Annotated in this window: 14 protein-coding genes; 4 read left to right on the top strand and 10 right to left on the bottom strand. The window is 61.3% G+C overall.

The annotated features are described in order from the left end of the window. Positions 1-142 precede the first annotated feature (142 nt). Both ACX17K_RS00070 and ACX17K_RS00065 read right to left on the bottom strand, forming a co-directional pair. Positions 143-739: a transglycosylase SLT domain-containing protein gene (locus ACX17K_RS00070; RefSeq protein ID WP_493773178.1), complete on the bottom strand. Its 597-nt coding sequence runs from the start codon at positions 737-739 to the stop codon at positions 143-145. A 17-nt stretch (positions 740-756) separates the two neighbouring features. Then, entirely contained in the window at positions 757-1,047 is a 291-nt protein-coding gene (locus ACX17K_RS00065) for a hypothetical protein (RefSeq protein ID WP_493773177.1), read from the bottom strand. A gap of 243 nt (positions 1,048-1,290) precedes the next feature. Here ACX17K_RS00065 and ACX17K_RS00060 point away from each other — a divergent pair, with 243 nt between their 5' ends. Then, positions 1,291-1,551 (top strand): hypothetical protein, encoded by a 261-nt coding sequence (locus ACX17K_RS00060; RefSeq protein WP_493773176.1) that lies wholly within the window; start codon positions 1,291-1,293, stop codon positions 1,549-1,551. 95 nt (positions 1,552-1,646) lie between these two features. Here ACX17K_RS00060 and ACX17K_RS00055 read toward each other — a convergent pair whose 3' ends face one another. The 5 genes from ACX17K_RS00055 to ACX17K_RS00035 form a co-directional block, all read right to left on the bottom strand. Continuing rightward, positions 1,647-1,850 (bottom strand): DUF2788 domain-containing protein, encoded by a 204-nt coding sequence (locus tag ACX17K_RS00055; RefSeq protein ID WP_021478097.1) that lies wholly within the window; start codon positions 1,848-1,850, stop codon positions 1,647-1,649. Positions 1,851-1,865: 15 nt separating this feature from the next. Beyond that, positions 1,866-2,765: a DMT family transporter gene (locus ACX17K_RS00050; RefSeq protein ID WP_493773175.1), complete on the bottom strand. Its 900-nt coding sequence runs from the start codon at positions 2,763-2,765 to the stop codon at positions 1,866-1,868. A gap of 82 nt (positions 2,766-2,847) precedes the next feature. Beyond that, complete coding sequence (locus ACX17K_RS00045) at positions 2,848-4,074, bottom strand: argininosuccinate synthase (protein ID WP_046167112.1); 1,227 nt, start codon at positions 4,072-4,074, stop codon at positions 2,848-2,850. A 47-nt stretch (positions 4,075-4,121) separates the two neighbouring features. Further along, positions 4,122-5,045: an ornithine carbamoyltransferase gene (gene argF / locus ACX17K_RS00040; RefSeq protein WP_347752742.1), complete on the bottom strand. Its 924-nt coding sequence runs from the start codon at positions 5,043-5,045 to the stop codon at positions 4,122-4,124. A gap of 189 nt (positions 5,046-5,234) precedes the next feature. Further along, the gene (locus ACX17K_RS00035) at positions 5,235-7,193 is read right to left on the bottom strand and encodes an aminotransferase class I/II-fold pyridoxal phosphate-dependent enzyme (protein ID WP_493773174.1); all 1,959 of its coding nucleotides are present in this window, start codon (positions 7,191-7,193) and stop codon (positions 5,235-5,237) included. Between the two features lie 159 nt (positions 7,194-7,352). Here ACX17K_RS00035 and dinG point away from each other — a divergent pair, with 159 nt between their 5' ends. From dinG to ACX17K_RS00020, 3 genes are all read left to right on the top strand, one after another. Continuing rightward, a complete protein-coding gene (gene dinG / locus ACX17K_RS00030; RefSeq protein WP_493773173.1) occupies positions 7,353-9,476 on the top strand; it encodes an ATP-dependent DNA helicase DinG in 2,124 nt (707 codons plus the stop codon). Positions 9,477-9,593: 117 nt separating this feature from the next. Further along, the gene (locus ACX17K_RS00025; protein ID WP_046167115.1) at positions 9,594-9,908 is read left to right on the top strand and encodes a DUF3579 domain-containing protein; all 315 of its coding nucleotides are present in this window, start codon (positions 9,594-9,596) and stop codon (positions 9,906-9,908) included. Positions 9,909-10,083: 175 nt separating this feature from the next. After that, on the top strand, positions 10,084-11,235 hold the full coding sequence (locus tag ACX17K_RS00020; RefSeq protein ID WP_493773172.1) for a porin: 1,152 nt from the start codon (positions 10,084-10,086) through the stop codon (positions 11,233-11,235). 78 nt (positions 11,236-11,313) lie between these two features. Here ACX17K_RS00020 and ACX17K_RS00015 read toward each other — a convergent pair whose 3' ends face one another. From ACX17K_RS00015 to ACX17K_RS00005, 3 genes are all read right to left on the bottom strand, one after another. Then, positions 11,314-12,069 carry an endonuclease gene (locus tag ACX17K_RS00015; RefSeq protein ID WP_493773171.1) on the bottom strand — a complete coding sequence of 252 codons (756 nt, stop codon included), beginning with the start codon at positions 12,067-12,069 and terminating at the stop codon, positions 11,314-11,316. Between the two features lie 264 nt (positions 12,070-12,333). Further along, positions 12,334-14,337: a M13 family metallopeptidase gene (locus ACX17K_RS00010; protein ID WP_493773170.1), complete on the bottom strand. Its 2,004-nt coding sequence runs from the start codon at positions 14,335-14,337 to the stop codon at positions 12,334-12,336. A gap of 75 nt (positions 14,338-14,412) precedes the next feature. Then, positions 14,413-14,673 (bottom strand): ExbD/TolR family protein (locus ACX17K_RS00005; protein WP_493773169.1); only part of this gene is annotated, 261 nt, incomplete at its 5' end.

Genomic DNA, 14,673 nt, shown 5'->3' with positions numbered 1-14,673 from the left:
TTCTTGAAAACAGTCCTTCAAGATGGGACCGATGCCGGCATTTTGCAATCCCGGCGCAAAGCGAAACCGGTGATTGTACCATAAGCCTCCACAGAGGCCCGACGCGTCAAAGGCGGCGCCCCAAGAGCGCCGCCCGTCCAACTCAACGCGATCCGGCCGCTTCACCGAAATAAGGCCGATACTTGGCCCTTCTAACCACCATCACATTGCGAACATGAGTGTTGGTGATGTCGGCGAAGGACTGCCCGTAACCGGCCTGCCGGCGCCGAGACTGGCCGCTGGCCTTTTCCAGCCCACCGAACCAGCGCGCCGGATCGCAACCTGCCGTATTGGCGCACAAGCGACGCCGCTGCAGCACCGAGCCGAAGCCGGAATTGTAGGCGGCGTCCATCATCGCCAGCCGGTCTTCGCCCTCCGCCCAGCGTATCAGCCGATAGTTGTCGCGATTTTTCAGCACCATCGCCGTCAGTTGGTAGTGAGGATCAAAGGCGTTCTGCCAGCTCCAGCCGCGCAGCTCCGGGTGACTCGCCGCCATCTCCCGGATCGCGTCGAAGCGCACGCCGCCATCCGCCCGATACGCCCTGGTAAACTGGCCGAGCCCGGCGCCGTATTCTCGGGAAGTCTTCAGCACCGCCCGCTCGCGCCAGCCGCTTTCCTGCTCCACCTGGGCCGCCAGCACGGAGCGCGACGGCATGTCCGGCCAATATTGCGTCGCGGCGGCGTTCAACAGCGGCAGCAAGGCCAGCGCGCCGACACTCAGCCCCGCAGCCACAACACGCCCGCCAGCAACACGGCGGCCATGAACAGCCTGTCGGCCAGCACCACCAGCGACGCCCCCACCGGCGAAGCCAGCGCCAGATCGGCAGCCCGGCTGACATCGGAATGGAACAGCACCTTGCGCAGCAACAACGCCACGCCCACCAGCACCGGCAAGGCCAGGCCCAGTTGCAGCCAGGTGACGGCTACGACGCGGTCTATCCAGCACAAACCCGCCAAAGCGGGCAGAATCAGCACATACAAGCGGTAATCGCGCAGCTTGCCAAACATGATGATCAGTCCTCCTGTCATGAATACAGGACCAGCTTACCGATCATCGCCATTGGCAACCCGCTGACAGACGACACCGCGAACGGCCGCACTAAACCACTGTTCTTCCGGACATTTCCCGTCAAACTAGCGGTTCCTACTTATAAACAAAACCCCTCCAGCCTCGTAAGATACAAGGGCAATGTTCAGCCCGCCTCAAGCCACCAGCCAAAGGCGGAGACCCCTTCCAAAGAGGTGAGTGCCATGCTTGACAGCAACTTCGAACTGGATGAGCCGTTGGAGGCCATCCTGCAGCGCCCCCTGACCTGGTTCGAGAAGCAGCAAATCCAGGACAAGCAACAGGTTTCGGTCGACGAAGCCGAGGGCATTGTTGAGGCCGCGGCCGACACTCACCCCTTGCGCCGCCGACTGAAGGACATGGCAATGATGCAGGTGGTGCGCATCGATCATCCCGAGGTCCGCAAGCCCAAAGCCGAAACGGCGCTGCGAGCCAAGATCGCCTGAGCCTCCACCCAAAAAAGCCAAGCCCCGCTCAATGCGGGGCTTGGCTTTTAAACTTTTCGCCAGGCAAAACCTGCCGGCCAAATCCACAATCACGTTTACTTGCTCAGCATAAACTCCACCAGAATGTTCTTGAAGACAAACCCGGTGACGCCGAATCCCAGCACCAGGAACAAAACGATCATGCCGGTCTTGCCGGCCTTGGACTTCTTGCCCAAGTCCCAGATGATGAAGCCCATGAAAATGATCAGCCCAGTCAGGCACACCACCAGCGAGATATTGGTGAATTGTTCTTCCGACACGTTACTCATCCCTGTTCAGCCCCGTCCGTTCCTGAAACGGCCCGGCAAACGAAAATCTCCGCCGCGCAACACCAAGGCCACGCCGACGGCTGCCAGTACGATACCCCCCATCGCCTCCGGGCTCAAGCGCTCGTCGAACAGCCACCAAGCTTGGACGGCAGTCAGGCCCGGCACCAGATAGAGATAAGCCGCCACCCGGCTGACATCGCCGTCGCGCAGCATGCGCAACAGCAGCAGAACCGCCAGCACCGACAACATCGTCACGCTCCAGCCCAGGGCGAAGATGAACTCCCCGCTCCAAACCACCGGCACTCCCCGTTCGAACAGCAAAGCCAGCGCGCCGGTCACTGCCAGCGCCGATAGATACTGGTGAAACGCGCCCGCGACCGGATGCGCGCCGCCGCCGCGATAGCGCTGGTACAGCGTGCCGCCGGTGATCAACAGCAATCCGGCGATCACGAAGGCGGCGCCAGCGCCGCCAGCCAAAGCCACCCCCTTGCTGCCCGCGATCACCAGCGCCGTGCCGGCGAGCCCCAGCGCCATGCCCAGCCACTGGATGGCGCGAAAACGCTTCTCGCCAAGCCGCCAGGAAATCAGGGCGGTCAACAATGGCTGCATGCCCATGATCAGAGCAGCCAAGCCGGCTGGCACGCCAAGCTTGATCGCCGCGAACAGGCAACCCAGATAGCCGCCGTGCAGCATGCCGCCGCTCACCCACTGCCGCCGCGCCTGCGCGAGCGTCGGCCAGGCGGGGCGCAGCACGGCAAGCAGCGCCGCGAAGCACAGCAAAGTCAGCGCCATCCGGATGGCTAAGAAGGTGAACGGCCCGCAATATGGCAAGCCGAGCTTGGCGCCGGTGAACCCTGTGCTCCACAGCAAGACGAAAACCCACGGAATCCAACTGCTCGCCCGCATGCGCGATACCTCTCCCTGCCTGCTTAAAGAACGAAAAATGGCGGCCGGATGGCCGCCATGTCAACGGTATGAATGGATTGTATCAGCCGCGCTTGCTCCGCGCATTGGCGGCGATGCGCATCCGCAGCGCGTTCAGGCGGATGAAGCCGGCCGCGTCGGCGTGGTTGTAAGCGCCGCCATCCTCGTCGAAGGTGGCGATGGTCGGATCGAACAGCGAATCGGTCTTGGACTCGCGGCCGACGACGATCACATTGCCCTTGTACAGCTTCAGCCGCACCCAGCCGTTCACCGTGGCTTGCGAGGCGTCGATCATCTGCTGCAGCATCGCGCGCTCCGGACTCCACCAGTAGCCGGTGTAGATCAGCTGCGCGTACTTCGGCATCAGCTCATCCTTCAGGTGCGCCACTTCGCGGTCCAGGGTGATGGATTCGATGGCGCGGTGCGCCTTCAGCATGATGGTGCCGCCCGGGGTTTCATAGCAGCCGCGAGACTTCATGCCGACATAGCGGTTCTCGACGATGTCCAGCCGGCCGATGCCGTGCTTGTTGCCCAGACGATTCAACTCGGTCAGCACCGCGGCCGGGCTCAGCGCCTGGCCGCCGATGGCGACGATGTCGCCGTTGCGGTATTCCAGCTCCACGTACTCGGCCTGGTCCGGCGCGTTTTCCGGACTGACGCTCCACAGCCACATGTCTTCTTCCGGCTCCTGCGCCGGATCTTCCAGCACCGTGCCCTCATAGGAGATATGCAGCAGGTTGGCGTCCATCGAGTACGGACTGCCGCCGTTCTTCTTCTTGCTGATGTCGATACCGTGGGTTTCGGCATAGGCCAGCAGTTTCTCGCGCGACAGCAGGTCCCACTCGCGCCACGGCGCGATCACCTTCACATCCGGCTTCAGCGCGTAATAGCCCAGCTCGAAGCGGACCTGGTCATTGCCCTTGCCGGTCGCGCCATGCGATACGGCGTCGGCGCCTACTTGGTTCGCGATTTCGATCTGGCGCTTGGCGATCAGCGGCCGGGCGATGGAGGTGCCCAGCAGGTATTCGCCTTCGTAAATGGTATTGGCGCGGAACATCGGGAAGACATAGTCGCGGACAAACTCTTCGCGCAGATCCTCGATGAAGATGTTTTCCGGCTTGATGCCCAGCGATACCGCCTTCTGACGCGCCGGCTCCACTTCCTCGCCCTGGCCGATGTCGGCGGTGAAGGTCACCACTTCGCACTTGTACTCGTCTTGCAGCCACTTGAGGATCACCGAGGTATCCAGACCGCCGGAATACGCCAAAACCACTTTCTTGATGTCAGACATTGCTTCTCTTTCCACTCGTTGTTTGTTTATCAGTCGCCGGGCGGGACTCAGTCCTCGCGATGCCCCAGCAACAGATATTCGATCAGGGCCTTTTGCACGTGCATGCGGTTTTCAGCCTCATCCCAGACCACGCTCTGCGGGCCGTCTATCACCTCGGCCGCCACTTCCTCGCCGCGGTGCGCGGGCAGGCAGTGCAGGAACAGCGCATCCGGCTTGGCATGCTTCATCAGCTCCGCCGTCACCTGGTAGCCGGAGAAAGCCTCCAGACGGGCCTTCTGCTCGGCCTCGAAGCCCATGCTGGTGAACACGTCGGTGGTGACGATGTCGGCGCCGTGCGCGGCGCGGGCCGGATCCTGGGTCAGCTCCAGCACGTCCGAGCCGTAATAATGGCCGTCCAGCGGCTTCAGCTCGTAACCAAGCGGCGACGCCACCCTCAGCTTGAAGCCGAGCACGCGCGCGGCCTGCAGCCAGGTGCGGCAGACGTTGTTGCCATCGCCGATCCAGGCTACGGTCTTGCCCTTGATCGAGCCGCGCCGCTCCACATAGGTGAAGATGTCGGCCAATATCTGGCACGGGTGGTACTCGTTGGTCAGGCCATTGATCACCGGCGCGCGGGAGTGCGCGGCCAGCCGCTCGACCAGGCCCTGCTCGAAAGTCCGGATCATGATGATGTCGCTCATCCGGGACAGCACGCGCGCCGTGTCCTCGATCGGCTCGCCGCGGCCGATCTGCGAGCTTTTGGTGTCCAGGAACATCGCGTGGCCGCCCAGCTGGGCCATGCCGGCCTCGAAAGAGACGCGGGTACGGGTGGAATTCTTTTCGAACACCATGGACATCACCTTGCCGACCAGCGGCCGATGCAATTCGCCGGCGCTTTGTCGTCGCTTCAGGACCCGGCTTCGCTCGAAGAGATGGTGGTACTCGTCGGGAGAAAGATCGCTGAACTGAAGGTAATGCCTTACGGACGTCATGATGCTCCAATCAAAAAAAGAGGCCGCTGCGCGTGCAACACCGAGAGGTGGTTTCATGCGCAACGGCACATTACTACACGCTAGTCTCAAGTCACTTTACAAATATCGCCCCCTGCAAATACATAGGCATGATTTACAGAAATGCGACATTTGTTATATTTATCGGAAATCCTCCTGCCTGACAAGCATTCAATTGAACAAACTGCGCCCCGGCAATTCCGCCAGCTCCTGCGGCTTCAGCACGCGCAGATAAAACTCCCCGCCATCCTCCGCCAAGCCATGCATCTCGATGCTCTTCTGCGTCTTCTGCAGCCGCGCCAGGTAGGCCAGGATGGTGTCGTCCACCACCTGCCCCGGCACCAGCACCGGAATGCCCGGCGGGTATGGCACGATCTGGTCGCAACACACCCGTCCGCTCAGCGCCGGGTTCGGCCGGCCATCGTCGTCCAGCAGCGGCAACCTCTCGCCGGCCTCGTAGAAAGCGTCGCGCGGCAGGCAGGCCAGGCGCGAGAAATGCGGAATCTCCGGCATCCTCCCCAGCGCCCGCGGCGAACGCCCCTCCTTGGCCAGCCGCAGCATCGCGTCGTAGAGGCGGGACAGCTTGCTGCGGGTGGTGCCTATGGTTAACAGCAGGGTGATGGTGCTGAACGTCGACTTCTCCACCTGGATGTTGTAACGCTCGAACAGCGCCTGCTGCAGCTCGTCGGCGGTGAAGCCGGAGCGGCTGAAGTCCACGGTCAGCTTGGTCGGATCCAACAGGATGCCATCCTCCCTCACCTCCTGCGGCAGCAGATCGTCCAGTTCCAGCACGCGGAAAGCGCCGGTGGAGTTGATCTTCTCGCGCAGCTCCTGCGCCAGCTTCAAGGTGCGGTCCAGCAAGCGGTAGCCCTCCGTCACCGCCTGCTTGCGCGCCACATCCAGGCTGGCGATCAGGCTGTACTGCGGGCTGGTGGACGCGTGCATATTGAAGTTTTCGCGGAACAGGTGCTCGTCGAAGCGCGGGTCGTTGACGTGGATCATGCTGGCCTGCGAGAACGCCGACAGCACCTTGTGCGTGCTCTGGGTCACGTAGTCGGCGCCCGATTCCAGCGCCGTCGGCCGGAACGCGGGGTGGAAGCGCGCGAAACCGTACCAGGCCTCGTCGACGATCACCTTGATGCCCTTCTCGTGCGCGGCCTCAATGATGGGCTTGAGGTCATAACGCAGGCCATCATAGGTGCAAGAGGTAAGAATCAGCACCCGCGCGTCCGGGTTGTCGTCGATCGCCTGGTAGATGGTGGTCTTGGGCACCGGGCCGAAGATGCCGTACTGGCGATTGATGGACGAATCCAGATACACCGGCCGTGCGCCGGACAGAATCACCCCGTGATGGACCGATTTGTGACAGTTGCGGTCCAGCAGCAGCTTGTCGCCCGGCGCCAGCAGCGTCTGGAAGATCACCTTGTTGGAGGTGGAGGTGCCGTTGGTGGCGAAATAGGTCTTGCGCGCGCCGAAGGCCTTGGCCGCCAGCATCTGCGCCTCGGCGATGACGCCGGTCGGATGCAGCAGCGAATCCAGCATCGGCACCGATACCGACAAATCCGCCCGCAGCAGATGCTCGCCGACGAAATCGTGGAAATCGCCGACCCAGTTGCTGCCTTTCAGCGAATCGCCGCCAGAGTGGCCGGGCGTATGCCAGGAATCCTTGGCCATCCGCACGTATTGCTTGAGCTTGTCGTAGAACGGCGTCGCCGACTTCTCCGCCAGCTCCGCCACCAGAATGCGGAACCAGCCGTTGAAGTCGGCCTCGTCGCGATAGAAGTAGCCATCCACCGCATGGCTGGCCAGCTCCTCCACCAGCGCCCGCTCGTCGTCGTCCTGCAAAAAGACGTAAAGCGAGATCTCCGGGCGGAAATCGCTGATGCGGTTCGCCAGCTGGGCCGCGGCCTCGCCGTTGGCGGTGCCTTTCAACTGTCTATCCACCAGCACGACCTGGACTTCGCCGTCGCGGGCGATCAGATCCATCGTCTCCGCCGTGGTGCAGGCGGGTACGAAGGTCAAACCAAATGGATTCTCCAGCCGCACCGCGGCGGCTCCCAGACCGGCCAGCACTTCGGCCTGCCATGTCACATCGTCGCTGACCACGACAACGCGGCTAACGGGTTTCATGAAGGTTTCTCCTCTTGCTGTTTGCCGCGCACTTGTTTTTAGCGTCTGTCCGGACGTACGCGCTGTTCTGTATTTTTGTTTGTCGCCTATCCTATCCACATCTTGTGCCCTCCGTCATTATGCAGGCGCACAACGGTCGCATGCGGTACAATCGCGCCCATGCTGACCGACGCCGAAAAAGACTCAATCCGCGACCATTACCGCGCCATCTCCGACCGCCTGCCGGGCTTCCGCCCGCGCGCCTCGCAACGCCGCATGCTGGCTGAAATCGCCAATGCCTTGTCGCGCGCCCAGGAAAAGGTCGGCGACGACTGGCCGGAGCGTGAAGGCGAAAGCATCACGGTGATCGAAGGCCCCACCGGCGTCGGCAAGAGCCTGGCCTATTTGCTGGCCGGCGGCGTGATGGCGCGCGCGCGCGGCAAAAAGCTGGTAGTCACTAGCGCCACCGTGGCGCTGCAGGAGCAACTGGTCAACCGCGACCTGCCCTTCGTCGTCGAAAACAGCGGCCTGCCGCTGACCTTCGCGCTGGCCAAGGGCCGCGGCCGCTACCTGTGCCCGTACCGCCTGTACGGCCTCACCGCCCAGCACTCGCAGCAGAGCCTGCTGCAGCCCGACCCGATGACGGCGCTGTGGGACCACAAGCCGGAACAGGCCGAGCTGGACGCGCTGAGCGCGATGGCCGACGCCTTCCATTACCGCAAATGGAACGGCGACCGCGACACCTGGGACAGCATCGTGGAAGACGGCCTGTGGGCGCGCGTCACCAACGATCGCCACGGCTGTCTGAAAACCGCCTGTCCGAATCGTGTCGAATGCCCGTTCTACCTCGCCCGCGACACCCTGGAAAACGTCGACGTGGTGGTGGCCAACCATGACCTGATGCTGGCCGACGTCTCGATGGGCGGCGGCGTGATCCTGCCCGCCCCGGAGGAAAGCTTCTACTGCATAGACGAGGCGCACCATCTGGCGAAAAAAGCAGTCAACCAGTTCGCCGCCGAGCACTCGCTGGGCCAGGCGCTGGGCTGGCTGGACAAGGTAGGCGCGGTGGTCGTGCACGCCGAGGCCCACACCGGCAAGGCCGAACTGGCCAGCAACGCGATCGACTCCGCCGCCGCCTGCGTGGAAACGCTGACCGAATGGCAATGGCTGCTGGGCAGCGAAGACTCGCTGGCCGCCAGCAGCGACAATCTGGAACCATCCTGGCTGATCGAAGACGGCGTATTGCCGGAAAGGCTGAAAACCTCGGCGGCCAATATGGCAATTTCCGCCCGCGCGCTGTCCAAGCAGCTGGACGACATGGGCAACGCGCTGTCCGAGGCCCGCAAGGACAAGAGCGGCGACGTGGATCTGGACAAGACCGCCACTGAATTGGGCTTCCTGATCGGCCGCGCCGAACAGCTGATGGCGGTATGGGACTTGTTCGATACCGAAACGCCGGAGAACGCGCCGCCGATCGCCAAATGGATCACCCGCCGCGCCGAGGGCAAGGGCGACTATCTGTTCTCAGCCTCGCCGGTCAGCGCCGCCGCCAGCCTGGCCGCCACGCTGTGGCGCCGCGCCGCCGGCGCCATCCTGACGTCGGCCACGCTGCGCTCGCTCGGCGATTTCGAGCTGCTGCTGTCGCAAACCGGCCTGAAATGGCTGCCCAAGGTCAGCTGCATGGCGCTGGAATCGCCGTTCAATTTCGACGAGCAAGGCGAGCTCTACCTGCCGCCGCTGCTCGCCAGCCCCAAGGATCCCGGCGGCCATACCCGCGAAATCATCGAATGGCTTCCCAAACTGATCGACCTGAAAGAGCCGGTGGGCACGCTGGTGCTGTTCTCGTCGCGCAAGCAGATGCAGGAAGTGGGCGCTGGTCTGCCCGCGGACTTGCGAGACCGGCTGTTGATCCAGGGCGACATCCCCAAACGCACGCTGCTGGACACGCACCATCAGCGCCTGAAAGACCAGCAGGCCAGCGTGATTTTCGGTTTGGATTCGTTTTCGGAAGGCCTGGACCTGCCCGGCGAGAGCTGTGTGCACGTGATCATCGCCAAACTGCCGTTCGCGATGCCGGACGACCCCGTCGGCAAGACGCTATCCCGCTGGATCGAGAAGCGCGGCGGCAACCCCTTCATCGAGCTGACAGTGCCCGAAGCATCGATCAAGCTGGTGCAAGCCGTGGGCCGTTTGATCAGAACCGAACGCGACTACGGCCGCGTGACCATCCTGGATAACCGCTTGACGCGACAAAGTTACGGCAAAAAGCTGCTGGCTTCGCTGCCGCCATTCAAGCGCATATGATTTTCAGGTATGATCACGAAACTTTCGCATAAGTAAAAGTCGTCGGCCTAGAAAAAACGTCTTAGCACGGACAACAAAACAGGCTACACCAAAAGCAAACACACTGGTTCCACCGCCATGATCTGCAATCCGTACGAAATCGTGATCCAGGGCCTGACTTCAGAAGGCCGCACTTTCCGCCCCAGCGATTGGGCCGAGCGACTGGCCGGCATCCTGGCCTCCTTCGATACCAATCAGAAGCTGTCCTACCACGCTTTTGTCCGCCCCATGTTGCTGGAAGGCGTGCGTTGCGTCGCCGTGGACAAGAAGCTGGAAAAAATCTATCCGCAAATCTTTCAGTTCCTGATGGACTTTGCGAAAGACAATGACCTTCGCGTAGTCGATTGTCGGACACTGATAGACGAGGTTTATCCGAACAAGTTTTCGGCATAATCGCAACAGGCGTCGCATCGACACCACTCTTTTTACCAGTCTCCGCAACACTCCCGTCATATTCTGTGGCTAAACTAAGACAAAGTCGTGAAGCAGCCGTGCAAGCGTTGCCAAAACCGGACACGGTCTCTTCACTGCTTCATAACAGAACCATAGACTTGACTTGGAGTTCACCATGCAAAAGAAGAATCTGGCAGCCATCGTTGCATCTCTCTTCATCGTACCGGTAGCCGCGCACGCCGACGTAACCATCTACGGCTTCCTGAGCGGTGGCATTGAGTCCGCCAAAGCTACGGGCAATGGCAATAGCACCAAGGAATATGCTTCCCGCACCCGCGTCGTGGATGAAAACTCCCGCATCGGCTTCAAGGGCTGGGAAGACTTGGGCGGCGGTACCAAGGCGATCTGGCAAGTGGAAAGCAGCCTGCGCAACTTCGAGCAAGGCGGCACCAACGACAAAGCTCAAACCGCCACCTTTGGCACCCGAAATACCTTCATCGGTATCGACAATGCAGACTTCGGTAAAGTACTGCTGGGCCAAAACGACTCGGCTTACAAGGTATTCACCGGCAGCAGCAACACCGCGCTAGCCACCGACGTATTCGTGAATACGACCGCTGACAACTTCGGCGCCAGTTCGGTCAACAGCCGCGGCGAAGCCCGTCTGGCCAACTCCCTCCACTGGTTCTCGCCGAACTGGGCCGGCTTCACGCTGGGCGGCTCCTGGGGCGTGGATGAAGCCCGCACCAATGGCACCGACGCCAAGCGCATTTCCCTAGGCCTGGGTTACAACTGGGGCGCCCTGAACCTGGCCACGGCCTGGGACAAGCAATACGACAAGGGCGTCGCCGCCAACACCACGACTGCCTCCGTCAACTCCGGCTCCAATATCTCGTTCTACAGCATCGCCGCCAGCTATAAATTCGACTTCGGCACCTTCATCGGCGGCAACTACGAATGGGGTTCCTTTGACCAGATCGGCGGTGGCCAGCTGAAGCAGGACGACTGGTTGATCGCGCTGGGTCAGGACTTTGGCGCAGCCTCGGTCAAGCTGTCCTACGGTGAACTGGGCCGCCTGAAGAATGTCGGCGCAGGCATCAATGGCGATGACTTCAAGGCCAAGCAATGGACGCTGGGCGGTTATTACAACCTGTCCAAGTCGACTCAACTGGTAGCCTACTACACCAAGATCACCAACAATGCGAAGCAGAACGCCAACTTCGCCAATAACCCGGTCTACGATACCAACCTGGGCCAATCCAATGCCAGCCTGAGCGCCGGCAACGACCCGCAAGCGTTCGGCGTTGGCATGAAGGTCTCCTTCTAAGCTTCCGCCTGACTTGCTCGAAACCAAACGCCACGGCATGCCGTGGCGTTTTTTATCGTCGATGCCAAATAAAGCGGATCAGTCGCAAACCCTGCTCAACTCCTCAGGCTGGGACACCAGGAAATTGCCCTCGCCCTGCCATTGCATGATGCGTTTGTTGCGCTGGCGCTCCCACTCATCCACCGGGTGTTGCCGCGCCCATGCGCACATCAGCTGCCGATCCTGTCGACTCATCCTCAAGCCATAGCGCTGATGCATGTATAGCGTGATGCGCGCCGCCGCGCCGCGCACCTCCTCCCGCGGCTGGAAACGCTTTTGCTTGAAGTCCACCAGCGATTGGCACTGCCCATAGATAGGGCGCGGATGAATCTCCCAAGCGCCGTAAGCGAAATTGGCGCGGTCGCCATTCACCTCTCCCACCGCCGGCACCAGATTGTTCAGATCGCCCTCCGCCATCTGGAACAACGGATCCTGATCGCCACAGGCCTTGCGGCCGCCTTGTTGCCAGCACTGGCGCTGATGTCCCAGCACCCATGCCGGCACCACATGCTCCCACTCGATGCGGCTAGCGCGCGATTCGGACTTGCGCGGCTGATAGCCGCAAGACTGCCAATCGACAGCCTTGCCCTGATAGCGGCAACCGCAATAGAAGTCGACCTCCATGCCTGAGTACACGCGCGGCAAAATGCGCTTGGCGGCGGCAAAATCGCGATGGCCGATCGCCTTGCCGCCGCTGACCAAGGGCTCCGCCTTGACCTGAGCTGGCGCGTCGCCGGATTGCTGCGATGCCGCCGATGACAGAATGGACTCGCCCAGGGCGGCCAACTGTTTCACTTCCGGGGATTTTGCTATCTGATTGATTTGATGCGAATCGCAAGCGGTTAAGGCTGCGACAAAGATGAAAGGCATGAATTTGTGCATCAACGAAGTGTATGCACCGAAACCAATTACAGCAATACCATTGCCAGATTATTGATCGTTCAAATCCAACCTTCAAGCAAGGCAAGGCAAGCAATGCCCATAACAAGAAAATGCGGACAAGCGCGCGCACATCTGCGCTTGCCCGCGTTCAACCCTACTCTTCAGCCACTATTCGCATCACCAAATGCGAATGCGCTGATCCTCCGGCTTATACATTCTATCTCCCGGCTTCACCTCGAAAGCGTGCTGAAAAGCGTCGCTGTTCGAAGTGGCGCCGATCGCCCGAAACGCATCCGGCGAATGGGGATCAGATACCAGCCTGGCCAGCATCGCTTCATCGCGGGTCTTGCCGCGCCAGACCTGGGCAAAACCATAGAAAAAGCGCTGATCGCCGCTCATGCCGTCAATCACCGCGGCCGGTTTGCCGCCCAGCGACAGTTGATAGGCTTTGTAGGCGATCTGCAGACCCACGTTGTCGGCGATATTCTCGCCTAGCGTCAGCTTGCCGTTGATGTGCTTGCCCGGCAGCGGCTCGTAGGCGTCGTATTGCGCAACCAGCTTGCTGGTCAACTCATGGAAGCGCGCCTTGTCCTCCGCGGTCCACCAATCGCGCAAATTGCCGTCGGCATCGAACTGACTGCCCTGATCGTCGAAGCCATGGCTGATCTCGTGCCCGATCACCGCGCCGATGCCGCCGTAATTGACCGCATCGTCCGCCGCGGCATTGAAGAACGGCGGCTGCAGAATGGCGGCCGGGAACACGATTTCATTCTGGGAAGGATTGTAATAAGCATTGACCGTCTGCGGCGTCATGCCCCATTCGGTCCGATCCACCGGCTTGCCCAGATGCGACAGCTGCCACTGATAATCGAACTGGTTGGCGCGCTTGACGTTGCCCACCAGATCATCGGACTTGAGCTCCAGGCCGGCATAATCCCTCCAATGGTCGGGATAGCCGATTTTCAGCATGTACTTGGACAACTTGACCTGCGCCGCCTGCTTGGTCGCAGGACTCATCCAGCTCAAGCCGTCGATGCTCTGACGGTAAGCCTGCATCAGATTGCCGACCAGCTCCTCCATCTTGCGCTTGTTTTCCGGTGGGAAGTACTTGGACACATACAGCTGCCCCAGCGCTTCACCCAAGGAAGACTCCACCAACTGCACGCCCCGCTTCCAGCGCGGCCGCTGCTCCGGCGTGCCGGACAAGGCCTTGCCGTGGAAGTCGAAGCGGACATCGACCATCGCCTTGTTCAGGTACGGCGCATAGCCATCCAGCGTGTGCGCGGTCAGGTAATCCTGCCACTCGAGCAATGGCTCTTTGTTCAACAATTGAGCCAGACCCGCCACGTACTCGGGCTGGCTGACATTCAGCGCGGAAATCCCGGACATGCCTGCTGCGGACAGAAAACCCTTCCAGTCCAGCTTTGGCGCCAATTTGGCCAATTGGGCCGGCGTCATCTTGTTGTAGGTTTTCTGCGGATCGCGGTTTTCCACCCTGCTGCGCTGCAGCTGCGCCAGCTTGGTTTCCAGCGCGATCACGCGTTTAGCGCGCTTCTCCGGCTGGGCATATCCGGCAAGGCGAAACAGCCGACTCAGGTAAACTTGATACGCGTCCCGCGCTTTAGCGAAACGCGCATCTTTGCCCAGATAGTAGTCGCGGTCGGGCATCAGCAGCCCGCTCTGGTACAGATCGGGCAAATACGCGGTGGCGTCTCGGGCATCGATTCCCACATACAAGGCCAGCGGCAGCTTCACGTTGCCGGACTGCCCGCCGCCGATCAACTTGAGCAACTCGTTGCGGCCTGCCAGCATGGTGATGGCCTGCAAATCCGGCTCAATCGGCCTCAAGCCCTTTTTCTCCGCCGCGGCCTCATCCATGAAACTGGCGTATGCGGCGCCGATCTTCTGCGCATTGCCGTCTTTCTCCTGTCCAGCCGATGCCTGCTCGATCAACTCACGGCTTCGCGCTTCGCTCAGATCCCGCAGATCCTTGAACGCGCCGCTCCAGGATTCGCTGGCCGGAATTTCATGCGTATCCAGCCACTTGCCGTTGACGGCCAGATAGATATCGTCCTGCGGGCGGATGCTGGAATTGAAATTGGCGGCGTCGATCCCGGACACGCCATGCGCCCATGCCTGGCCTGCCAACAGCAGGGCCAACGCCAACGCTTTCATCTTCATTGAACTTCTCCATGCGTGTTTCGAGAAAAGAAAGGCAGCCGAAGCTGCCTTTCCTGTCCGATCCTTAAAGACCGTCTATTGCAAGAACTGTTCCGACCCGACGATGCCCAGCTTCGTCAGTCCCAAACGCTGCGACTCCGCCAGCACCATCGCCACCGGCGCGTAACTCGCATCCTTGTTCGGCTTGATGTGCAGCTCCGGCTGCGGATCCGCCTTCCCCGCCGCCGACAGCCTTGTCTCCAGCGCCTCCCGGTTCGGCAAACGCTCGCCGTTCCACATCACCGCGTTGTCCGGCGCGATGTCGATCTGCACCACCACCGGCTTCGCCAACGGCTT

It is taken from the genome of Chromobacterium sp. INPA-IVC (assembly GCF_059047085.1).
The sequence above is the reverse complement of the archived record's forward strand: the minus strand, read 5'-3'. Positions and strand labels throughout refer to the sequence as shown.

Bases quoted from the DNA above. Each gene is read 5' to 3' on its own strand.
- ACX17K_RS00065 (WP_493773177.1), bottom strand. From the start codon at position 1,047: ATGTTTGGCAAGCTGCGCGATTACCGCTTGTATGTGCTGATTCTGCCC.
- ACX17K_RS00060 (WP_493773176.1), top strand. From the start codon at position 1,291: ATGCTTGACAGCAACTTCGAACTGGATGAGCCGTTGGAGGCCATCCTG.
- ACX17K_RS00050 (WP_493773175.1), bottom strand. From the start codon at position 2,765: ATGCGGGCGAGCAGTTGGATTCCGTGGGTTTTCGTCTTGCTGTGGAGC.
- ACX17K_RS00045 (WP_046167112.1), bottom strand. From the start codon at position 4,074: ATGTCTGACATCAAGAAAGTGGTTTTGGCGTATTCCGGCGGTCTGGAT.
- argF (WP_347752742.1), bottom strand. From the start codon at position 5,045: ATGACGTCCGTAAGGCATTACCTTCAGTTCAGCGATCTTTCTCCCGAC.
- ACX17K_RS00035 (WP_493773174.1), bottom strand. From the start codon at position 7,193: ATGAAACCCGTTAGCCGCGTTGTCGTGGTCAGCGACGATGTGACATGG.
- dinG (WP_493773173.1), top strand. From the start codon at position 7,353: ATGCTGACCGACGCCGAAAAAGACTCAATCCGCGACCATTACCGCGCC.
- ACX17K_RS00025 (WP_046167115.1), top strand. From the start codon at position 9,594: ATGATCTGCAATCCGTACGAAATCGTGATCCAGGGCCTGACTTCAGAA.
- ACX17K_RS00020 (WP_493773172.1), top strand. From the start codon at position 10,084: ATGCAAAAGAAGAATCTGGCAGCCATCGTTGCATCTCTCTTCATCGTA.
- ACX17K_RS00010 (WP_493773170.1), bottom strand. From the start codon at position 14,337: ATGAAGATGAAAGCGTTGGCGTTGGCCCTGCTGTTGGCAGGCCAGGCA.